General features: G+C 61.5%; 16 protein-coding genes, 1 tRNA gene and 1 pseudogene. 14 read left to right on the top strand and 4 right to left on the bottom strand.

From position 1 onward, the window contains the following. From RHIBUN_RS37305 to RHIBUN_RS0112280, 3 genes and pseudogenes are all read right to left on the bottom strand, one after another. A pseudogene (locus tag RHIBUN_RS37305) lies at nucleotides 1-183 on the bottom strand (IS110 family transposase); the annotation flags it as partial. 71 nt (nucleotides 184-254) lie between these two features. Next, a complete protein-coding gene (locus RHIBUN_RS0112285) occupies nucleotides 255-1,664 on the bottom strand; it encodes an aldehyde dehydrogenase family protein (RefSeq protein ID WP_025659803.1) in 1,410 nt (469 codons plus the stop codon). Nucleotides 1,665-1,776: 112 nt separating this feature from the next. Beyond that, a complete protein-coding gene (locus RHIBUN_RS0112280) occupies nucleotides 1,777-2,679 on the bottom strand; it encodes a helix-turn-helix domain-containing protein (RefSeq protein ID WP_245267902.1) in 903 nt (300 codons plus the stop codon). A gap of 586 nt (nucleotides 2,680-3,265) precedes the next feature. On the opposite strand from RHIBUN_RS0112280, the gene RHIBUN_RS0112275 reads away from it, so the two are divergent. Together RHIBUN_RS0112275 and RHIBUN_RS0112270 are read left to right on the top strand one after the other, a co-directional pair. Next, nucleotides 3,266-4,504 (top strand): efflux RND transporter periplasmic adaptor subunit, encoded by a 1,239-nt coding sequence (locus RHIBUN_RS0112275; protein WP_025659802.1) that lies wholly within the window; start codon nucleotides 3,266-3,268, stop codon nucleotides 4,502-4,504. Continuing rightward, nucleotides 4,501-7,713, top strand: coding sequence for a multidrug efflux RND transporter permease subunit (locus RHIBUN_RS0112270; RefSeq protein WP_025659801.1), 3,213 nt, complete (start codon nucleotides 4,501-4,503; stop codon nucleotides 7,711-7,713). Before RHIBUN_RS0112275 ends, RHIBUN_RS0112270 begins: the two co-directional genes overlap by 4 nt. A gap of 246 nt (nucleotides 7,714-7,959) precedes the next feature. Here the strand turns inward: RHIBUN_RS0112270 and RHIBUN_RS0112265 are convergent. After that, nucleotides 7,960-8,049, bottom strand: a tRNA-Ser gene (locus RHIBUN_RS0112265). A 229-nt stretch (nucleotides 8,050-8,278) separates the two neighbouring features. Here RHIBUN_RS0112265 and RHIBUN_RS0112260 point away from each other — a divergent pair. From RHIBUN_RS0112260 to RHIBUN_RS0112205, 12 genes are all read left to right on the top strand, one after another. Next, complete coding sequence (locus RHIBUN_RS0112260) at nucleotides 8,279-8,596, top strand: hypothetical protein (protein WP_025659800.1); 318 nt, start codon at nucleotides 8,279-8,281, stop codon at nucleotides 8,594-8,596. Nucleotides 8,597-8,858: 262 nt separating this feature from the next. Beyond that, complete coding sequence (locus tag RHIBUN_RS0112255; RefSeq protein ID WP_018855300.1) at nucleotides 8,859-9,851, top strand: BMP family ABC transporter substrate-binding protein; 993 nt, start codon at nucleotides 8,859-8,861, stop codon at nucleotides 9,849-9,851. Nucleotides 9,852-9,919: 68 nt separating this feature from the next. Next, entirely contained in the window at nucleotides 9,920-11,431 is a 1,512-nt protein-coding gene (locus RHIBUN_RS0112250; RefSeq protein WP_025659799.1) for an ABC transporter ATP-binding protein, read from the top strand. Between the two features lie 7 nt (nucleotides 11,432-11,438). Continuing rightward, nucleotides 11,439-12,542 (top strand): ABC transporter permease, encoded by a 1,104-nt coding sequence (locus RHIBUN_RS0112245; RefSeq protein WP_025659798.1) that lies wholly within the window; start codon nucleotides 11,439-11,441, stop codon nucleotides 12,540-12,542. Nucleotides 12,543-12,554: 12 nt separating this feature from the next. Further along, on the top strand, nucleotides 12,555-13,526 hold the full coding sequence (locus RHIBUN_RS0112240; RefSeq protein WP_025659797.1) for an ABC transporter permease: 972 nt from the start codon (nucleotides 12,555-12,557) through the stop codon (nucleotides 13,524-13,526). Between the two features lie 4 nt (nucleotides 13,527-13,530). Further along, entirely contained in the window at nucleotides 13,531-13,920 is a 390-nt protein-coding gene (locus tag RHIBUN_RS0112235) for a cytidine deaminase (RefSeq protein ID WP_025659796.1), read from the top strand. After that, a complete protein-coding gene (locus RHIBUN_RS0112230) occupies nucleotides 13,917-14,717 on the top strand; it encodes a purine-nucleoside phosphorylase (protein ID WP_018855305.1) in 801 nt (266 codons plus the stop codon). The genes RHIBUN_RS0112235 and RHIBUN_RS0112230 overlap by 4 nt, the downstream gene beginning before the upstream one ends. Beyond that, on the top strand, nucleotides 14,717-15,493 hold the full coding sequence (deoC, locus tag RHIBUN_RS0112225) for a deoxyribose-phosphate aldolase (protein ID WP_025659795.1): 777 nt from the start codon (nucleotides 14,717-14,719) through the stop codon (nucleotides 15,491-15,493). Before RHIBUN_RS0112230 ends, deoC begins: the two co-directional genes overlap by 1 nt. Before the next feature lies 1 nt (nucleotide 15,494). Then, nucleotides 15,495-16,820, top strand: a complete 1,326-nt coding sequence (deoA, locus tag RHIBUN_RS0112220) for a thymidine phosphorylase (RefSeq protein ID WP_025659794.1) — start codon at nucleotides 15,495-15,497, stop codon at nucleotides 16,818-16,820. Between the two features lie 268 nt (nucleotides 16,821-17,088). Beyond that, on the top strand, nucleotides 17,089-18,171 hold the full coding sequence (locus RHIBUN_RS0112215) for a substrate-binding domain-containing protein (protein WP_018855308.1): 1,083 nt from the start codon (nucleotides 17,089-17,091) through the stop codon (nucleotides 18,169-18,171). A 77-nt stretch (nucleotides 18,172-18,248) separates the two neighbouring features. Further along, entirely contained in the window at nucleotides 18,249-20,501 is a 2,253-nt protein-coding gene (locus RHIBUN_RS0112210; RefSeq protein WP_025659793.1) for a sugar ABC transporter permease, read from the top strand. Next, nucleotides 20,494-21,288 carry an ATP-binding cassette domain-containing protein gene (locus tag RHIBUN_RS0112205; protein WP_025659792.1) on the top strand — a complete coding sequence of 265 codons (795 nt, stop codon included), beginning with the start codon at nucleotides 20,494-20,496 and terminating at the stop codon, nucleotides 21,286-21,288. The genes RHIBUN_RS0112210 and RHIBUN_RS0112205 overlap by 8 nt, the downstream gene beginning before the upstream one ends. Nucleotides 21,289-21,290 lie beyond the last annotated feature (2 nt).

Below are 21,290 nucleotides of genomic sequence, written 5' to 3'. Positions count from 1 at the left end.
GCGCAGCGTCTTGCCAGCCGAATCCTGCACCACGAGGTGGCTATAGGATTTGTGGTAGTCGACGCCGATATGGTAANCATAGGAGGCAGTCATGCTTCCAACTCCCCTGTTGAGATTTTCCGAACCCCAACAGGATAAGCCGAAAGGCTGGAAGCGTGACTGTCCCTCGATCATCACCTGCATCTCAGTGATCCGTTCTCTCCAGAGGCGACCTCTTTCATGTCACCTCCCTAGTTATCTCAGGACTTGCATGCTCAAGCGAACACCACCTGGATGTCCGTGTATTCCTCTAGCCCCTCTATGGCGAACTCGACGCCGAAGCCGGAGGCCTTGACGCCGCCGAAGGGCGCGTTCGGCTGGATTGCGCCATGCTTGTTGATCCAGACCGAACCGCATTCCATGCGAGCCGCGACCTTCTTGGCGGCGGTGAGGTCGGAGGACCAGACCGAGCCGCCGAGACCGTTCGGGCTGTCATTGGCCATACGGATCGCGTCCTCGATGTCCGAATACTTGATCACCGGCAGCGCCGGGCCGAACTGCTCCTCGTCGACCAGCGCATCGCCGTTCGAAAGGCCCGAGACGATGGTCGGCGGGAAGAACAGGCCCTCGCCCGCTTCACCGCCGAGCAGCACCTTGCCGCGGCCCTTGGCGTCGGCGACGAGGCGGCTCACCTTGTCGAACTGCATGCGATTCTGGATCGGCCCGAGAACGCTCGTTTCTTCAAGGCCGTTGCCGACCGGGATATTCTTCGCATAGGCGACCAGCGCCTCGCAGACAGCGTCGTGGATGGATTCATGCACGTAGAGGCGCTTCATAGCAGCGCAGGTCTGGCCGTTGTTGATGAAGGCGCCCCAGAACAGACCTTCGGCGATTGCCGCCGGATCGGCGTCGGGGAGCACGATGCCGGCGTCGTTGCCGCCAAGTTCCAGCGTCAGGCGCTTCATCGTCTCGGCAGCCGAGCGCATGACCTTCTGGCCGGTGGCGCAGGAGCCGGTGAAGACGATTTTGCGGATGTCCGAATGGGCTGCCATGGCGCCGCCGAGGTTGAATTCGCCCGTATCGTCGCCGGTAACGACGTTGAGCACGCCGGCCGGCAGCACTTCGTTCATGATCTCGACGAGGCGCAGCGTCGAAAGTGGGGTCAGCGGCGACGGCTTGACAACCACCGTGTTGCCGGTGCGCAGCGCCGGCATGATATGCCAGATCGCGATCATGACAGGGAAGTTCCATGGCGCGATGGAACCCACGACACCGAGGGGCTTGCGGTGCAGCTCCACGCGGCCCTGCTCGTTGTCCTGAAGCACCTTGACGGGCAGCGAAAGCCCGGTCGTGTAGCCGGCCCAGGCGACCGTGCCGCCGAGTTCCCAGCGCGAGCCCAGGCCGTTCAGCGGCTTGCCCTGTTCGCGGGTCAGAAGTTCCGCGAGTTCTCCGGCATGCGCTTCGATGCGGGCGGTGACGGCGGCACAGGCGGCCTGCAATTCTTCGTCGCTCTTGGCCGACCAAGCCGGAAACGCGGCCTTGGCGGCGGCGACGGCGGCGTCAAGCTCGGCCGCACCCATGTCTGGCGCGCGACCCACTTCCTCGCCCGTCGCCGGGTTCGATACGCTGAAAGTCTTTTGGCCGTTGACCGGCTTACCGTTGATCGTCGCGCTGTGCAGCGTCATGATCGCCTCCTCCCTTCAAGCCCCACCTCATGCAGGACTATTGGCGGGATAGCCTATATGAAGTGCTCGAGCCCCACTTGGACGGGGCCGTCCAGCGCATTGGACAAATCCGTCAATGGCAGCGCTCGACAGGGCTGCGGACAACTGCGCCCGGCGTGATGCCGTATTTTTTGCGGAACTCGCGGTAGAAGTAGGAAAGGTCGTTAAAGCCAGCATCGAAGGCGATGCCCGCGATTCCCTGTCCGCCCTGGCCTTGCTGCGGCGCGCCAAGGCGCGCACGCGCAAGCTCCAGCCGGCGACCGAGCAGCCGGTGGCCGGGCGTCTCGCCGAGCGTCTGGAAATGCCGCTGCAGCATGCGTTCGGAGACATTGAGGCGGCGGGCAAGTTCGCTCGGGCCGAAACCAGGATCGGCGCAGTGGCGATCGATCAGGGCGAGCGCCCGCGACAGCAGCGTTTCGGCCGGCCGCGCTTTCTCCTGGGTCCTGATACCCTGGAGATACGCGCCCATCAGGCAGAAGAAGGCTTCGCCGAGCTGCGTCGTCGCGCCCGGCTCGGCGAGCATTTTCGTCAGCACCGCGCGCATGGCGACCCACAGCGGGTCGTCGCGGCTGATCGCGACGCCACCGGTGCATTCCTTGCCAAAGCGGTGCAGCATTTCGTGGCGCGGCATGTGCAGCGACACCTGGCTGGAGCGTACGCCGTCATAGACAAAGGAGGACGGCAGTACGGAATCGACAAGGAACATATCGCCGGGCAAAAGTGTGGCCGTCTTTTCGCTCTGCTCGACGCGGCAGTGGCCCTCGTCCTGGATCAGAAGGAAGAGATGCTCGCCCGGGTCCTGCCGGATCGAGCGGGTGCTGCGGCTGACATGGCGCGCGTCGAGCCCGACCACGGCCGTCTCGAAGTAGCCGATGCGGCGGCTCGCAACATCACCGGCCATGGTACCGTCGCGGCCCATCGGCTCGAGATCGAAGGCACCGCAAACCTTGCGCAGCTCCGCCTGCAGAATTTCCACCGGAACCGGTTTATGGACTGGTGTTATCAGTGACTGCATCATGCCCTCCCTGGCCTTTGCAGATGGCTTGCATGGGATCGTATCACGTTACCCGTCGCGGGCGCTGGATATGCCTCCACCCCCCTGCCGGCCATCTCCGCCAGAGGCCACGCCCAAGCGGCCGGCAATGCCGCTTCCAGCGGCGCCCGGTGACGGTAGAACATAGTCTCGATGCGGATTTCCTCCCGCGTACGGTCCATAATTGACTGACCGGTCGGTTGATGCAAGTATTTTCTACTGGAGCCGGCTTTCGAATGTGATTGATGCTCACCCTTGGGTACGGCCGCGACTCTCCCACTTTCACCCCCTTCGATCGTGTCGGGACTGGATGGCCTCTTTTGGGTGGACACGGTGGCCAGGCGAGACGGCAGTGCAACCGGCTGGCAGCACTCCTGGACACGCCTAAGCAGCCGCCGTGTTTAAGCTATTGCAACTTCAGCGATCTACAGGAATATTAGTGTTTACTTCGCCGGGGGAGATACGGGTCGTTCATAGGCGAGGCGCACGTGCATTACAGCTGAAGCGTTGAAGCGGTTGAGGCGGCAAAATGCGTGGTAAATTGTATCGAAGCCTACAATTATCGATCACGCTTGCTGCAACGGCAGCGCTATCCGCGTGTGACGGCAGCAAGAACGAATACGTTCCGCCACCGCCGCCGGTGGTCCATGTGGCCCAGCCGCTGGTGCAGCCGGTAACCACCTATTTCGAGCTGACCGGCAATACCGCTGCCTTTAACAGCGTCGACATCGAGGCACGCGTCCAAGGGTTCCTCGACACGATCGACTACCGTGATGGCGCATCGGTCAAACAGGGTGATCAGCTCTTCTCGATCCAGAGCAATACCTATACGGCGCAGCGCGATCAGGCGCAGGCATCGCTGACTTCCGCGAAAGCCTCCCAGGTCGGGCGTCAGCAGGAGTACCAACGACAGCTCGCGCTCATAAAGCAGCAGGCCACCACCCAGACCAATGTGGACACCGCGACGGCCGCCTATGATGAAGCGAACGCGAACATCCTCAACGCCCAGGCGAGCCTGCAACTGGCGGAGATCAATCTCGGCTATACCCGTGTTCTGGCGCCTTTCGACGGCGTGGTGAGCGCTCATCTCGTGGATGTCGGCGCGCTTGTCGGCGTTGCCGGACCGACCAAGCTTGCCACGATCGTCCAGCTAGATCCGATTTATGTCTATTTCAACGTCAGCGAACCGCAGGTCCTGGCGATCAAGCAGGATTTGGCACGGCAGGGCAAGACATTCCGCGAAGTCGACCTTCCGAATGTTCCTGTCGAGATCGGCCTGCAGGGCGAAGACGGCTATCCGCATAAGGGTCGCCTTGATTATGCGGCGCCACAGGTCGATGCCTCGACGGGTACGCTGCAGGTCCGCGGCTTGCTCGACAACAAGGACCGCGCCCTGCTGCCTGGCTTTTTCGCCCGCGTGCGGGTCCCGGTCGGCCATCGCGACGGCGGCATATTCGTCCGCGACGAATCGATCGGTTCCAACCAGCAGGGCAGCTACGTGCTGGTTCTCGGCAAGGATGACGTCATCGAGCAACGCCAAGTCAAGACTGGCCAGCGGCAGGGAAGATTACGGGTGATCGAGGAGGGTCTCGATCCCGGTGACTGGGTGGTCGCCGAAGGTATTCAGCGGGCAATTCCAGGCGCGAAAGTCGCGCCGGAGAAGGTCAAACTGGATCCCGGCGAGGACGCAACCTCTGCTCCCCATGCAACAGTCGTGCCCCGGACCGATACGCCTGCACCCTCTGCTGCGGAAGCAGCCAAGCCATGATCTCGCGCTTTTTCATCGAGCGGCCGGTACTGGCCAACGTTCTCGCTCTGGTCATGGTGCTGATCGGCGCCGTGGCGTTGATCCAGCTGCCCGTCGCGCAATATCCGAACGTCGTTCCGCCGACCGTATCGGTGACGACGCGCTATCCCGGCGCCAGCGCCAAGACCCTTGTCGATACCGTCGCGTTGCCGATCGAGCAGCAGGTGAACGGCGTTCAAGACATGATCTACATGCAATCGACGAGCGCCAGCGACGGCACCTACTCGTTGAACGTCACCTTTGCCATCGGCACCGATCCAGACCAGGCGCAGGTGCTCGTCCAAAACCGCGTGGCAATCGCCATGTCGTCGCTGCCGCAGGCCGTGCAGCTGCAGGGTGTAACCACGCAGAAGAAATCGACGTCCATCCTCGGCTTCGTCACTCTGACCTCGCCGGACAACCGCTTCGACAGTCTCTTCCTCTCCAACTATGCGGTCATCAACCTGCAAAGCGAGCTCTCGCGTCTACCAGGCGTCGGCAGCGTCACGGTTTTCGGCGCGGGCCAGTACGCGATGCGCATCTGGATGGATCCCAACCTTCTGCAGGCACGGGGCCTTGTGCCGAACGACGTGATCTCCGTCGTGCAGCAACAGAGCCAGGAGGTGGCGGCCGGCCAGATCGGCATACCGCCGGTGCCGACCGGCCAGGATTTCCAATACACGCTGAACGTCAATGGCCGCCTCAGCGAGGCGCCCGACTTCGAAAACATCATCGTGAAGGTCGATGCCGAGAACGGTGGCCGCATTACGCGCATCCGGGATATTGGTCGGGTCGAGCTGGGTGCCCAGACCTACAGCCAGACCTTCATGCAGAACGGTCATCCCGCGACCGGCATCGGCATATTCCAGCTGCCGGAAGCCAATGCTCTTACCGTCGCCCAGGAGGTGGGCGTCAAGATGGCCGAGCTCTCCAAGAGCTTTCCGCCGGGATTGCAATACCAGATGCCCTTCGACACCACAAAGTTCGTCACTGCCTCGATCGACGAAGTCTACAAGACGCTTATCGAGGCGGGTGTTCTGGTGCTGATCGTCATTCTCGTTTTCCTGCAGGACTGGCGGGCGACGCTTGTGCCGGCAACCACGGTGCCGGTGACGATCATCGGCGCCTTCGCGGCCATGGCCGCCCTCGGCTTCACCGTCAATCTGTCGACCCTCTTTGCCATCGTCCTTGCCATCGGCATCGTCGTCGACGACGCCATCGTTATCGTCGAAGGCGTCGCTCGCCACGTCGAGGGGGGCCTGCCGGGTCGCGAAGCCGCCGAGAAAGCGATGGATGAGTTGTTAGGGCCGGTGATCGGCATCACGCTGGTGCTGATGTCGGTCTTCATTCCCGCAGCGTTCCTGCCGGGTCTAACCGGGCAGCTCTATCGGCAATTCGCCCTTGTAATTGCCGCCACCGCCCTCATCAGCGCCATCAACGCCATGACGCTGAAGCCGACGCAGTGTGCCCTTTGGCTGCGGCCACCCGTCCCGCCGGAACAGCGCAACTTCTTCTACCGGGCCTTCAACCGCGCCTACGATCCGATCGAGCGCCGTTACGCCGGCCTGATCGGCCGGATGGTGCACCGCAGCGGCCTTATGGTCGTGATAGCGCTTGTGCTAATCGCGGTGGCTGGCTGGGGTCTGGCCCGTCTGCCGACCGCCTTCCTGCCGGTCGAGGATCAGGGCTATGTGCTCATCGGTGCTCAGTTGCCCGACGGAGCCTCCAAGGAGCGAACCGATCAAGTCATGCAACAGGTCGGCACGATCGCCGCGGCGACACCGGGGGTCGAAAACGTACTGACCATCAGCGGCATTTCGGTGCTCGATAACAATGCCAGCCTGCCGAACGCAGGCGTTGTCTATGTCGTACTGAAGGATTGGGGCGCGCGCGAGAAGGAGAAGGGGCAGGACCTACTGTCGATCTACGAGCATCTGAACGGCGCGCTGAAGGAGGTGCTCAACGCCAATACACTTGTGCTCGTGCCGCCCCCAATCCAGGGCATCGGCAATGCCAGCGGCTTCACCATGCAGGTGGAGATCCGCAATGGCGATTTCGACTACCCCCTCCTCGAATCTCTGGCCAACAGCATCGTCAGCAACGGCAACAGCCAGTCCGCTCTACAACGGCTGAGCACCAGCTTCCGCGCAGGCGTGCCGCAATTGGCGGTCACCGTTGATCGGATCAAGGCCGAGACCCTTGGCATTGAAGTCGGCCAGGTCTTCTCCGCGCTTTCCGGCTATGTAGGCTCCAGCTATGTGACGCAGTTCAGCAAATTCGGTCGTACCTTCCAGGTCTATGTGCAGGCCTCACCCGACGCGCGCGTCAGCCCTGAGGACATCCGCAGGCTGATGGTCAAGGCGGGCAACGGCACCATGGTGCCGCTAGGTACCGTGGTCGACGTCACTCCCATGCAGGGCCCGTCCCTGATCAGTCTCTACAACCTCTATCCCAGCGCCACGATCGTTGGCGGGGCGGCGACGGGCTTTAGCTCCGGCCAGGCGCTCGACGTGATGGAGCAGATCGCCAGCAATACACTGCCACCGACCGCTGGCTTCGACTGGACGGCAATGTCCTACCAGGAAAAGGCCGTCGGTTCGCAGATCTACTTCGTCTTCGCACTCGCCATACTGCTCGTCTATTTCGTGCTCGCCGGCCAATATGAAAGCTGGATCCTGCCCCTCGCTGTGCTGCTGGCGGTGCCTCTGGCGCTACTTGGTACGGTCGGCGCACTCATGGCGATCGGCGTTGCCAATAACCTCTATACCCAGATCGGCGTTATCCTGCTGATTGCGCTCGCCTCCAAGAACGCGATCCTGATCGTTGAGTATGCCCGCGAGCAACGCATGCAGGGGATGGAAATCCTGGAAGCAGCCGTGGAGGCGGCGCGCCTGCGCTTCCGCCCGATCTTGATGACATCCTTCGCCTTCATCCTCGGGGTGCTTCCGCTGGTCCTTGCTACAGGCGCGGGCGCCAACGCGCGCCGGTCGATCGGCATCTCCGTGTTCAGCGGCATGCTTGCCTCGACCTGCCTTGCAGTCCTCTTCGTGCCTTCCTTCTATGTCGTTCTTCAGCGCTTCGAGGAATACCTCAAGCGTCGCAAAGCTCCAGCGCCGGCGTCAGCCTCAACCGCCTCCTCGGAAACCGAGGCAAGGGTTGCCTCGGCGGGCTCCGACGGCGCTAGAAAATAGCTGATTCCGATGGCAGCCCATGAACGCTGGTCGCTGGGTGGCCCTCTGCCCTGCTGGAATTCTACGTTAACGGGGGGCGACGCGTTTGCTCCAACGGAGCGAGGCGCTCTGTCCGCATTAGCGAAGCGGCAGCTCTGTCGACGCAGGTAGCGACAAACTCAGCCGTGACCGGCCGCGGGCTGAACGGCGGACCTGACGGACGCCAAAGAGACTATTCTAGTAAAACAAGTATCTTCAGAAGATATTTGGCGGACAGAGAGGGATTCGAACCCTCGGTACGCTTTCACGTACACACGCGTTCCAGGCGTGCGCCTTCAACCACTCGGCCACCTGTCCTTTGGCGGTCTGCATCGGCGAAGATGCAAATCGTCGGAACGGCCGCGATATATACCGATGAATTTCTGTCGATCAACCCAAATCTAACAGTTTTTTGACTTCTTCCGGTAAAAGTGCGCTCACGCCCTCCATTGCAGCTCCACCCCTCCATCACTATCTTTTGTAGAGGTTGACGAATGGCGCGGCTGGCCGGGAAAATGCCTGCCATGTTTGATCGCCGGAGAGTTCGATGCGTTTCCTTTTGCGTTTGACGAGTCTTGTCGCGCTGGCCGTTGCCGTCATCGCCGGAACGGTCGATGCCATCCAGTCCGTTGCCGCCTCTTCCGTGGTCATTACCCCCGTGGGCGACGCATGGCAGGACCTCAGCCCCTCCTCGCTGGAAAGCCTGCAATCGAGCATCGCCTATTATATCCACCCGCGCTTTTACACGCTTGCCTTCCAATGGCTGATGCTTCAGCCAGCATTCGCCGTGTTCCTGGTGTTGTCGCTGCTGTTGTGGATGGCAGGCTACAAAAGATCGCCTGCGGCTGGCCGATTTGCAGCATAACAAATAGCGTCGACCAGTTCCGGGGTTGGCTAGAAAAATCGCAACCCAACGATGATTTTGTGCAAAAAACAGCCCGCCTGAGCTGATTTTTGGCAATTGCGGCAAATTTTTACCAGTCGAAAAATTTCTCGTGAATTTTTTTTTGAGCCATGCAAGGATGCGCCCAGCCAGGCCTCCGGGGGGAGGTCGGTGGTTCCGCAGACATGCCTGAAACAGGCTTGCGGGAGGACCCAAACAAATAGAAACAATAGGGCTGCAACTCATGAAAAAATCCCTTCTGACTCTCCTGGCCGTGGCTGCCATGTCCACAACGGCGCTGGCCGCGGACGTCAAGCCGGCGCTCGTTTACGGCACCGGCGGGAAGTTCGATAAGTCTTTTAACGAAGCAGCCTTTAATGGCGCTGAGAAGTTCAAGAAAGAAACCGGTATCGCCTATCGCGACTTCGAGCCGACCGGTGACACGCAGGGCGAGCAGGCAATCCGCAACTTCGCAAGCCGTGGCTTCAACCCGGTTATTGCCGTCTCCTTCGCCTGGACCTCGGCCATCGAGAAGGTCGCAGCTGAATTCCCCGACACGAAGTTCGTCATCGTTGACGCCGTCGTCGACAAGCCAAACGTTCGTTCGGTCGTTTACAAGGAAGAAGAAGGCTCCTTCCTCGTTGGCACTCTCGCAGGCCTCGCATCGAAGTCCGGCAAGGTCGGCTTCGTCGGCGGCATGGACATCCCGCTGATCCGCAAGTTCGAATGCGGCTACGAGCAGGGCGCACGTTCCGTCAAATCCGATATCGAGGTGTTCCAGAACATGACCGGCACGACGGGCGCTGCCTGGAACGACCCGGTCCGTGGTGGCGAACTCACCAAGAACCAGATCGATCAGGGCGCTGATGTCATCTACGCGGCAGCAGGTGCGACGGGCCTCGGCGTGTTGCAGACGGCCGCTGACAACAAGAAGCTCTCGATCGGCGTCGACAGCAACCAGAACCACCTGCATCCGGGCTCCGTCCTGACCTCGATGGTCAAGCGCGTCGACCTTGCCGTCTACAACGGCTTTAGCGACGTCAAGGGCGACAAGTTCACGGCCGGCGTCCTGGCGCTCGGCGTCAAGGAAGACGGCGTTGCCGCCGCCATGGACGACAACAACAAGGCGCTGATCACGCCTGACATGCAGGCCGCGCTCGACAAGGCCAAGGAAGGCATCATTGCGGGAACCATCAAGGTTCACGACTACACGACGGACAATGCTTGCCCGAAGTGATCCGTGACTGAGACGGGCGTATGGCGGAGTCGCTCCGTCATACGCCCTTTTCGTATTTGGAGCCTGCTGTGACAGACACGCCCGCTATCGAACTTGTGGGCATCGACAAGAAATTCGGTGCCGTTCACGCCAACAAGGACATCAATCTTACCGTCGCCAAGGGTACGATTCACGGCATCATCGGGGAAAACGGTGCCGGCAAATCGACCTTGATGTCGATCATCTATGGTTTCTACCATGCCGATAGCGGCGAGATCCGCGTCAACGGCAATCCCGTCACCATCAAGGACAGCCAGGCTGCAATCGCAGCCGGGATCGGGATGGTGCACCAGCACTTCATGCTGGTCGATAATTTTACCGTGCTTGAGAACGTCATGCTTGGCGCCGAAGGCGGCGCGCTGCTCGCCAGGGGCGTTTCTTCCGCGCGCGCCGAGCTGCGCCGCCTGGAGAAGGACTACGGCCTCGAAGTGAACCCGGATGCGCTGATCGAAGAGCTTCCGGTCGGGCTACAGCAACGCGTCGAGATCCTCAAGGCCATGTACCGCGGCGCCGAAATCCTGATCCTCGACGAGCCGACGGGCGTGCTGACACCTGCTGAAGCGGACCATCTTTTCAAGATCCTTCGCGTCCTTCGCGACCAGGGCAAGACCGTCATTCTGATCACCCACAAGCTGCGCGAGATTATGGCGATCACCGACACGGTGTCGGTCATGCGCCGCGGCGAGATGGTGGCGACCCGCAAGACCTCCGAAACCACGGTCGAGGAGCTTGCCGAACTGATGGTCGGTCGCCGAGTCCTGCTGCGCGTGCAGAAGGGTGAAGCCAATCCGGGTAAGGTGATCCTGTCGGTTCGCAATCTCACGGTCAAGGACAACCGCGGCGTCATCATGGTCGACAACGTATCCTTCGACGTCCGTGCCGGCGAGATCGTCGGCATTGCCGGCGTCGCCGGCAATGGGCAGTCCGAATTGCTGGAGGCGATAGCAGGCATCCGCAAGCCGCATTCCGGCGAGATCTTCCTCGACGGTCAGCCGATCGACAAAGCCGATCCGGCGCGGTTGCGCGAGCTCGGCCTAGCCCACATCCCCGAGGACCGGCATCACATGGGGCTGGTGCTGAAGTTCGAGGAGTACGAGAATTCCGTTCTCGGCTACCACCGCAATCCCGGCTACAGCAAGGGCCCGCTGCTCGATCTCGACGCGATCCGCAGGGACGCCATGGAGAAGATCGAAAAATACGACATCCGCCCGCCGAACCCGCGGCTGAAGACCGCGAACTTCTCCGGTGGCAACCAGCAGAAGATCGTCGTCGCCCGCGAAATCGAGCGCGATCCGACGGCGCTGATCATCGGCCAGCCGACGCGCGGCGTCGATATCGGCGCCATCGAATTCATCCACCGCCGGATCATCGAGATGCGCGATGCGGGCAAGGCGATCCTGCTCGTCTCCGTCGAGCTCGACGAAATCCGCGCCCTTTCAGACCGTATCCTTGTCATGTTTGCCGGCCATGTCGTCGGCGAGAAGACGCCCGATGCCGGTGAACAGACCCTCGGCCTGATGATGGCCGGCATTGCCGCGTGAGGCCTTGATGAGCACTGCTTCAGTTCCACTTCCAAATTGGATCAACTACGGCCTCATTCCGCTGTTGAATCTGCTTGTCGCCTTCCTGATCTCCGGCTTCGTCGTCTGGCTGATCGGCGAAAGCCCGCTTGCGGCCCTGTCGCTGCTGATCGAGGGCGCACTCGGCAGCGGCGAAGGCATTGGTTTTACGCTCTATTATGCGACGAGCTTCATCTTCACCGGCCTCTCCGTTGCGGTCGCCATTCATGCTGGTCTGTTCAACATCGGTTCGGAAGGGCAGGCGTATCTTGGCGGTCTCGGCTGCGCGCTGGTTGCGCTGGCGCTCGACCACTATGTCCCCTGGTATGTCACCATGCCGGTGGCCGTGGTGGGTGCCGGCCTGTTTGGCGCCGCCTGGGCCTTCATCCCCGCCTTCCTGCAGGCAAAGCGCGGCAGCCACATCGTCATCACCACCATCATGTTCAACTATATCGGCGCGGCGCTGATGGTGTATCTGCTGGTGCACGTTCTGATCGTCCCCGGCAAGATGGCGCCGGAAACCCGCACCTTTCTGGAAGGCGGCCAGTTGCCGAAACTCGGCTGGCTGATGAACCTGTTCGGTGCCAAGCTCGGCGCAGCACCGTTCAACGTCTCGTTCCTCATTGCCCTCGTTGCCTCCTATTTCGTCTGGCTGCTGATCTGGCGCACCAAGCTCGGCTTCGAGATGCGCACCCTTGGCGTCAGCCACAGCGCGGCGGCCTATGCCGGCATCCCGTACGCCCGCATCGTCCTGACCGCGATGCTGTTGTCAGGGGCGCTCGCCGGCATGATGGCGTTGAACCCGGTCATGGGATCCTCGGCCCGCCTGCAGGTCGAGTTCGTGGGCGGCGCCGGTTTCGTAGGCATCGCCGTGTCGCTGATGGGGAGAAATCATCCGGTCGGGATCATCTTCTCGGCGATCCTCTTTGGCATCCTCTATCAGGGTGGCGATTGGATCTCCTTCGAGATGCCCAACATCACGCGCGAAATGATCCTGGTCATTCAGGGTCTTGTTATCCTCTTCGCCGGTGCGCTCGAATACATGTTCCGCCCCGCGATGGTTCGCGTCTATCAACAGTTCAAGGCCGCGTGAGGGGAACGGACGATGGATTATTATGACATCTTCATCAGCGTTCTGAGCTCCACGATCCGTCTGTCGATCCCGCTGATCTTCACGGCGCTGGCTGGTCTGTTCTCCGAACGCGCCGGCATCTTCGATATCGGCCTCGAGGGTAAAATGCTCGGCTCTGCCTTTGCGGCAGCCTGCGTCGCCTACCTGACGGACTCGGCATGGCTCGGCCTCGGTGCTGGCATCATTTGCTCCGTGGCGCTCAGCCTCGTCCACGGCTTCGCCTCGATCACCAATCGCGGCAACCAGATCATCTCGGGCGTTGCGATCAACTTCTTCGTCGCCGGTATCACAATCGTCCTTGGGGGCGCCTGGTTCGGCCAGGGCGGCCGTACGCCACAGCTAACTCAGGAAGCCCGCTTTGCGCCGATCGTGCTGCCGGGCGCCGATGCCGTCCGTGAAGTTCCGATCATTGGCCCGCTCTACGCGAACGTGATCTCAGGCAACAATATCCTGACCTACCTCGCTTTTCTTGCGGTTCCGCTTTCTTGGTGGATCCTCTATCGCACCCGCTTCGGCCTGCGGCTGCGCGCCGTCGGCGAAAATCCGGGCGCGGTCGATACGGCCGGCATTTCGGTGGGCTGGCTGCGCTATCGCGCGGTCATGTGCGCCGGCATCCTCTGCGGCTTCTCGGGGACCTATCTGTCGATCGCGCAGTCGGCTGCCTTCATCAAGGATATGTCGGCCGGTAAGGGCTACATTGCACTTGCGGCACTGGTCTTTGCGAAGTGGAGACCGGTGCCCGTCATGTTCGCCTGCCTGCTCTTCGGCTTCCTCGATGCGCTGGCAAACTTCATGCAGGGCAAGCAGGTTCCGCTGATCGGCGAAGTGCCGGTACAGATCTTCCAGGCATTGCCCTATATCCTGACCTGCATCCTGCTCGCCGGCTTCATCGGCGTGGCAATCCCGCCGAAAGCGGGTGGTGTGCCCTATACGAAGGAACGCTGAGAACATGTCCCACGATCTTTTCGAGGCCGCTCGCGGTGCCATGGCTTTCGCTCATGCCCCCTACTCGAAGTTCCCCGTCGGCGCCGCGATCCGCGCCGAGGACGGCAAGATCTACACCGGCGCCAATATCGAGAACCTGTCTTTCCCGCAAGGATGGTGTGCGGAGCCAACCGCCATCAGCGCCATGATCATGGCCGGCGCCAAGAAGATCGTTGAAATGGCCGTGATCGCCGAAAAGCTGCCGCTCTGCCCGCCCTGCGGCGGCTGCCGGCAGAAGATCTCGGAGTTCGCCTCCAAGGACACGAAGATCTACCTCTGCGATGAGGTCGGCGTGAAGAAGACGATGACCATGGAAGAGTTGCTGCCGTTCAGCTTCGAGACCGAACTCGGATGAGTGCCGCTCTCGACGTGCTTGCCGGAAGGCTCGGCGGCCTTTCGCCGCGCTACGGCATCGTGCTTGGTTCCGGTCTCGGCTCGCTGGTCGGCGAGATGACTGATGCGCATCGCATCCCTTATCACGACTTGCCGGGCTTTCCTGTTAGCGCGGTTTCGGGCCACGCCGGAGAAGTCGTCGCGGGTTTGCTTGGCGGTGTGCCCGTCATCATGCTGTCCGGTCGCGTCCATTTCTACGAGAAGGGCGATGCCAGCGCGATGCGGCTGCCGATCGAGGTGCTCAAAGGTCTAGGCGTCGAGACGCTAGTCCTGACCAATTCCGCAGGGTCGCTCCGAGACGACATGCCTCCTGGCTCGGTGATGCAGATTAGCGATCACATTAACTATTCCGGCATGAATCCGCTGATCGGCGAGGAAAGCGATCGTCGTTTTGTCGGCATGACGAGTGCTTATGATGCAGCTCTCGCCGACAGGATGCGCAATGCTGCGGAGAAGCTCGGTATCGCCTTGTCGCAAGGCGTCTACATGTGGTTCTCGGGCCCAAGCTTCGAAACACCCGCCGAAATCCGCATGGCCCGTATCCTCGGCGCCGATGCCGTCGGCATGTCGACCGTGCCGGAAGTGATTATCGCGCGAATGCTTGGCTTAAGGGTTGCGGCGGCGTCTGTAATCACCAACTATGGAGCCGGCATGACCGGCGGCGAACTGAGCCATGAGGAGACCAAGGATATGGCTCCGATCGGCGGTGCGCGCCTCGCCGCCATACTGAAGGAAATGATTGCAGGAGAACGCGAATAATGACCAACCATTCCAGCAAGGAAACGGCCGCCGTCGCCCTCTCCCTCCTCGATCTTACCAACCTCAAGGATGACTGCACCGAGGCGCAGATCGACGCGCTGTGTGCGTGCGCCCAAACCCCCTATGGCAACACGGCGGCGATCTGCATCTGGCCGCGCTTCGTTGCCCGCGCTCGCGCAGTTCTCGGCACGGGTCATCCGGTGCGGATTGCAACTGTGGTCAATTTCCCGTCGGGCGATATGGAAGTGGCCGACGTTGCCGCCGAAACACGCGAGGCGATCGCCGACGGCGCCGACGAAATCGACCTCGTCATCCCCTATCGCAAATTCATGACCGGGAGCGGCAAGGCTGTCACCGACATGGTTGCGGCGGTCCGAGCCGAGTGCAAGGACCCGATCCTGCTGAAGGTCATTCTCGAGACCGGCGAGATAAAGGATGCGGCGCTGATCCGTCGTGCCTCCGAACTCGCCATCGAGGCGGGTGCCGACTTCATCAAGACCTCCACCGGCAAGGTCGCCGTCAATGCGACCCTGGAAGCTGCCGACATCATGCTGCGGGTCATTCGCCAGAGCGGCCGCAAGGTCGGCTTCAAGCCGGCGGGTGGCATCGGTTCGGTGGCAGACGCAGCGCTTTACCTGAGCCTTGCAGAAACGATCATGGCGCCGGACTGGCCAATGCCATCCACGTTCCGCTTCGGCGCATCCGGATTGCTCGACGACATTCTTGCCGTGCTCAGCGGCACGCAATCAGCGCCCGCCGCTGCATCGAGCTATTGAGATGATCCCCCAGGAGATCATCCGCCAGAAGCGAAATGGCGGAACGCTTTCCGAAGAGGATATCCAATCGTTCATTGCCGCACTTGTGGCCGGTCAGCTCTCCGAGGGGCAGATCGGCGCCTTCGCCATGGCGGTCTGGTTCAAGGGTATGTCGCGCGACGAGGTCGTGGCGCTGACGCTGGCAATGGCCCGCTCGGGCGACACACTGAGCTGGGCAGACATAGACAGACCTATTGCCGACAAGCACTCGACAGGCGGCGTCGGGGACAATGTTTCCCTGATGCTCGCACCGATCGCGGCAGCGTGCGGCCTCGCCGTTCCGATGATATCAGGGCGTGGTCTCGGCCATACCGGCGGGACGCTGGATAAGCTCGAAGCCATTCCTGGCTATACCATCACCCCTGACGCAACAGTTTTCCGCAAGGTCGTGAAGGATGTCGGCTGCGCCATCATCGGCCAAACCGGCTCCCTCGCTCCAGCCGACGGCAAGCTTTACGCTGTCCGGGATGTGACGGCGACCGTTGACTCGATTCCCCTCATCACCGCCTCGATCCTTTCGAAGAAGCTTGCGGCCGGACTGCAGACGCTGGTGCTCGACGTCAAGGTCGGCACGGGCGCGTTCATGGCCGAGCCTGACGATGCCGAGATGCTGGCCCGAGCCCTTGTCGATGTCGCCAACAGTGCAGGCGTCAGGACATCGGCCCTGATTACCGACATGAACCAGCCGCTGGCGGATGCTGCCGGAAACGCCGTCGAGATCCGAAACTGTCTGGATTTTCTAGCGGGCAAAAAGAAGAACACCCGCTTGGAGGCTGCCGTGCTGGCCTTCGCAGCCGAGATGCTGGCGAAGTCAGGTGTGGTGTCGTCACTTCAGGACGGTGAGGCAAAAGCCGTGGACGCGCTTTCTACGGGCAAGGCCGCCGAAAGCTTTGCCCGCATGGTCAGCCGCCTCGGCGGCCCCTCGGATCTGTTGGAGGCGCCGGACAAGTACCTCGTCGAGGCGCCGCTGACGAAACCTGTCCCCGCACCTCGGTCCGGTTGGCTTTCCGGCTGCGACGTACGGGAGATCGGCATGACCGTCGTCGACCTCGGCGGCGGACGGCGTCATCCCGCCGACAGGATCGATCATCGCGTCGGGATATCCGACATTCTGCCGCTTGGCACGCGTGTAGTGAAAGGCGACCCCATCGCGCTTGTGCATGCCTCAAGCGCGGATTCAGCAGATGCGGCGGTTGCCGCCCTCGCCAAACATTACCGGATCGACGAACACCAGCCTGCCACCCCCGCCGTCATTTACGAGCGCATCGTGGCTCTTTCAGCAAGCTAAGGATCGCGTTCCGAAAAGGAGGCAGGCTTCGCCAGGGAAGCGCATCCATCCCCTGAGAGCCAGTAACCACGACCTCAACGGCTATTTGTCATCAAAAACAACCAGGGGATGTTTGGAAGGCAAACAATTTCGCCCTTACGATGAGTTCGCCGTTTACTTGCATCGGAATTGCGCAGAATATTAGCGTATGGGAGGAAGCCTTCGGCCCTCACTCTCTGTAAATTGCGCTCGAACGGCTTTCCTTCCTTGACTCAAGGGAGGACTAATCATGAGGCGGACTTTGCTGTACGCGGTGTCAGCCGCGCTACTATCGCTCGGCGTCTCGCATGCATTTGCGCAGTCGGGCAGCGTCGAGAAAGCAGTTGGCGGCTATAATTTTGCCGAAGCTGCCAAGGAAGATCCCAACACGAAGAACTTCCATTCGGCGGACGGTCATTTGACCTTCGCGATCGTGACTCATACGGCAGGCAATGGCTTTTTTGATCCCGTCTATGTCGGCGCAACCGTCGCCGGCAACATGATCGGCGCCAAGATCCTGCTGCTCGGCTCGGAATCGCCAGTTGACGATCCGGCGCGCGCTATCGAGATCCTCAACCAGATCGTCCAGGATCCGACGATCGACGGCATCATTATGACGACGCCGCAGGTCGGCGCCTACAACGACATCGTCAAAGCTGCCGAGGCGGCCGGCATACCGATCGCCACAACCAACTCATTCGATGCAACCATCCTGCATCGCAGTGCCATCAGCCATACTGGTCAGGACGCATCGGCCGCGGCAATCGGCGGTGAGGCTCTTGCCAATTGTGTGATTGCGAGCGGCGCAACCAGCGGCTCGATTCTGTTGCCGTCGTCAACTGCGATGGGCAACATCGAGGTCAACAACCGGGTCACCTCCGCTTTCAACGCCATCGTCAAAACATTGAAGGAGGCCGGCAAGCTTGACGCTTTCAAGGTTGACGCTGGACCGGAGAACGTCGGCATCGACACGAACCCCAACGATCCGGTCAACGCGCTTGTTTCGCTCTTCGAATCCCGTGGTGACGTGGTCGGTGCCTTCACCGCCAACAACGTCTTCACGCCACCGCTCGTCAAGGCCGTCGCACAGATGGGCAAGACCGGCAAGCTCTGCGCATTCGGGTTCGACCTCGGCCCGGCACAGCAGGAGGGAATCGCCGCCGGAAACCTGACCGGTTCGCTGGGACAGCAACCCTTCCTGCAGGGCTTCTGGCCTGTCATGCAGCTTTACCTGCAGATCGATCGCGGCATTTCCGCCGCCAACCTGGACACGCGTGCCCAGTTGGTGACGAAGGAGAACGTCGCAAAGGTTGGCAAGCGCTTCGAAAACTAACGCTCCGAAACGCCTGAAATCGACGCGGGAGGTGCAAGCCTCCCGTATCGCGACGGCGAGATTGATCGGCAGACACCATGGCGCCCACGACGACATCGCTAGGCCGTGCGCCGCCCCAGCTCGTCGGCGGCTGGGAGGCTGGGCTGCTGATCTTCCTCGCCTTGCTCTACCTCGGCGGCGCTATCGTCAATCCGGCCTTCTTTGGATCAACGGAGGCCCTGTTGGCGCTACTTCGCGACACGTCCCGTGTCGGGATAATCGCGGTCGGAATGACCTTTGTCATCGCCAACAAGGACCTGGATCTTTCGGTCGGCTCGACCTACGGCCTGATCGCTGTCGTTTTTGCGAGGCTCTTTGCGTCTGATGTTCTCGACTTCGGCGTCATCGAGTCGGTGATCTTCTGTGTGCTGCTCGGCACGGTGATTGGCCTCGTCAACGGCGTCCTCGTGACGATGCTGAAAGTGCCCGCGTTCATTGCAACGCTGACGATGCTCTTTATCGGTCGAGGCTTCGTTCTTGCGCTCACGCATGGCCAAGCGATCTACTACTCCGGCAAGGCGGCAGACTATCCGCTCTTCTTTCATCTCGGAGAGATCAACGCTCTCGGCTTCAATAACCAGATCGCGATCTTCCTCCTCGTAGCTGTCATCGGCGCCTATGTGCTTGCCAAGACCAGCTGGGGCTATGAGACCTTCGCGACCGGCGGCAACGAGCAGGCCGCAGCCTATGCCGGCATCAACACCCAGTGGGTGCGAATTCGCGCCTACCTGATCTCGTCGCTCTGCGCGACCCTTTCCGGTCTTCTGGCAGCGGCGCAGGACAAGGGCGTCACCCCTCTTTACGGCGTCGGCTGGGAGCTTACCGTGATCGCATCTGTCGTCATCGGCGGTGCGTCGATCCTTGGCGGGCGCGGGCGCGTGCTCGGGTCCTGCCTTGGCGCGACAGTCGTTGTGCTGATCGACAAGGTGCTGCGCGAAGGTTGGCCGATCACACGGACCGTCATCATCGATGGAGAGAGCGTTGCCGTCGGCGCCAGGTTCACCTTGCCAGCCGGTGCCGTCATGGTCTTCCTGGGGCTGCTTCTGGTCGTGGCCGTGCTGATCGAGCCCTTCCTCATTCGACGCCAGATCGCGGCCCGGTTCTGGGCCTGGCTCCGCGGTCGGCCACCGCCGCCGGCCTACGAAACCGGCGGCGTCGCTCTGGAAGGCGTGCAGACCAAAGGGGCGATGGCGGCCGACATGGCGCTCTCGGCCACGGGGCTCGGCAAGTTCCTTGCACGGCGCGACGCACTCGCCATCATCCTGACGGTGCTGCTCTGGCTGACCGGCCTGGCGCTAAGGCCGGACTACTGGTGGAACCTGCCCAACACCTTCGCGATCCTGCTCAACTACACAGAGCTGGCGCTCGTTACCGTCGGGCTCACCTATGTCATTGCGGCCGGCGATATCGATCTCTCCGTTGGCTCGGTGCTTGCTCTCGCCGGCAGCACGGCCGCCTATTTCCTCAAGGTGCTGGGCGCCGATCCAATCACTGCCGTGGCGATGGGTCTGCTTGCGGGGACGGCTGCCGGCCTTGTCAATGCCGTCATCACCGTCGGCTTCAAGCTGCCCGCCTTCATTGTCACGCTCGGCATGTTCTACATTGCCCGAGGTCTTGCCGCTTGGTTTGTCGCCGGCCAGCAGCTGACCGGCTGGCGGGAAGGCTACAACCTGCTTGGCCGCAAGGTGAACGACGTTTTCCTGCATTTCGGTGTTTCGCTGCCCCCGGGGATGATCCGTACGGTAGCCGAGGTCGTCAGCATCCAGACGATCTTCATGTTTTTCGTCGCCCTCATCGCCGGCATCGTGCTTGCCTACACTCCATTTGGGCTGAAGGTCTGTGCAGCGGGCGGCAATGTCCGCGCTGCCGCCTATGCCGGCATCAATACCAACCGTGTTCGCTTCATTGCACTTGTACTGTCCGCGTTCTGCGCAACCATGGCCGGGATCATCAACGTCGCTTATTTCCGCAGCTTCAACCCGGTTGCCGGCCAGTTCCGCGAGCTTGACGCCATCGCCTCCGTGATCATCGGCGGCGGATCAATCTTCGGCGGCTACGGCACGATGATCGGCTCGCTTGCAGGCGCGGCTGTAATAACGCTTGTCCGCGCGCTCCTGCAACTCAATGTCCAAGGCTTCAGCATGCCCCAGCACTGGATCAATGTCTTCATCGGGGTCATCCTCATTGTGGCAGTGCTGATCGACATATGGGTGCGGCAGGCCAATATCTTTGCGCGCCTGCGCGGCCGTTTCACGACAGCAGCACGAACGGGAGAAGCCATCCATGGCTGACGTGACGCCTTCGCGGCCGATTGTGGAAATGCGGGGCATCGAAAAGGCCTTCGGAGCCGTGCAAGCGCTCCGCAAAGTCGATCTCGTGCTCTATCCCGGGGAGATTCTTGGCCTGGTCGGGGACAACTCTGCCGGCAAGTCGACGCTGATGAAGATCCTCACAGGCGCCTATCAGCGCGACTCCGGCGAAATCCTGGTGGCGGGGCAGCCGGTCTCTTTCAAAAGCCCGCACGAGAGCCGCGACGCAGGGATCGAGATGATCTATCAGGACTTCGCGCTCTGCGGGAACATGGATGTCGGCCAGAACATTTTTCTCGGCCGCTGGCCCCTCAGAGGCCTCTTCGTCGATCGGAGGAAGATGTATGCCGAGGCGGACAACGTGTTGAAGCGCCTCAAGGTCGACGTGAATTCCGTCTATCAGAAGGTCGAGAGCCTGTCGGGCGGCCGCCAGCAGTCCGTGGCGATCGCCCGCGCGATCTCCTTCGAGCCGCGCGTCGTCATTCTCGACGAGCCGACCGCCAATCTTTCGGTCATGGCGACCGAGCGGCTGCTCGAAACCATGCTGGAACTGAAGAAACAAGGCGTTGCCCAGATCATCATCTCACACCGCCTCGTCGACATTTTCGCCGTCGGCGATCGCGTCATGGTCCTCAAGCGCGGTGAATATGTCGGTGACCGCTACGTCAAGAACACCGACGAGCACGAGGTCCTGGAGATAATTGTCTCCGGCACCCGGGAGAGCGCGCTGACGGCCGACGAGGCAAGAAACCGGCCATCGACGCCCTGACG

This window comes from Rhizobium sp. IBUN, assembly GCF_000510625.1.
Lineage (GTDB): Bacteria > Pseudomonadota > Alphaproteobacteria > Rhizobiales > Rhizobiaceae > Rhizobium > Rhizobium altiplani.
The sequence above is the reverse complement of the archived record's forward strand: the minus strand, read 5'-3'. Positions and strand labels throughout refer to the sequence as shown.

Coding starts and splice junctions, on each gene's coding strand:
- RHIBUN_RS0112285 (WP_025659803.1), bottom strand. CDS start 1,664: ATGACGCTGCACAGCGCGACGATCAACGGTAAGCCGGTCAACGGCCAA.
- RHIBUN_RS0112275 (WP_025659802.1), top strand. CDS start 3,266: ATGCGTGGTAAATTGTATCGAAGCCTACAATTATCGATCACGCTTGCT.
- RHIBUN_RS0112270 (WP_025659801.1), top strand. CDS start 4,501: ATGATCTCGCGCTTTTTCATCGAGCGGCCGGTACTGGCCAACGTTCTC.
- RHIBUN_RS0112260 (WP_025659800.1), top strand. CDS start 8,279: ATGCGTTTCCTTTTGCGTTTGACGAGTCTTGTCGCGCTGGCCGTTGCC.
- RHIBUN_RS0112255 (WP_018855300.1), top strand. CDS start 8,859: ATGAAAAAATCCCTTCTGACTCTCCTGGCCGTGGCTGCCATGTCCACA.
- RHIBUN_RS0112245 (WP_025659798.1), top strand. CDS start 11,439: ATGAGCACTGCTTCAGTTCCACTTCCAAATTGGATCAACTACGGCCTC.
- RHIBUN_RS0112240 (WP_025659797.1), top strand. CDS start 12,555: ATGGATTATTATGACATCTTCATCAGCGTTCTGAGCTCCACGATCCGT.
- RHIBUN_RS0112235 (WP_025659796.1), top strand. CDS start 13,531: ATGTCCCACGATCTTTTCGAGGCCGCTCGCGGTGCCATGGCTTTCGCT.
- RHIBUN_RS0112230 (WP_018855305.1), top strand. CDS start 13,917: ATGAGTGCCGCTCTCGACGTGCTTGCCGGAAGGCTCGGCGGCCTTTCG.
- deoC (WP_025659795.1), top strand. CDS start 14,717: ATGACCAACCATTCCAGCAAGGAAACGGCCGCCGTCGCCCTCTCCCTC.
- deoA (WP_025659794.1), top strand. CDS start 15,495: ATGATCCCCCAGGAGATCATCCGCCAGAAGCGAAATGGCGGAACGCTT.
- RHIBUN_RS0112215 (WP_018855308.1), top strand. CDS start 17,089: ATGAGGCGGACTTTGCTGTACGCGGTGTCAGCCGCGCTACTATCGCTC.
- RHIBUN_RS0112210 (WP_025659793.1), top strand. CDS start 18,249: ATGGCGCCCACGACGACATCGCTAGGCCGTGCGCCGCCCCAGCTCGTC.
- RHIBUN_RS0112205 (WP_025659792.1), top strand. CDS start 20,494: ATGGCTGACGTGACGCCTTCGCGGCCGATTGTGGAAATGCGGGGCATC.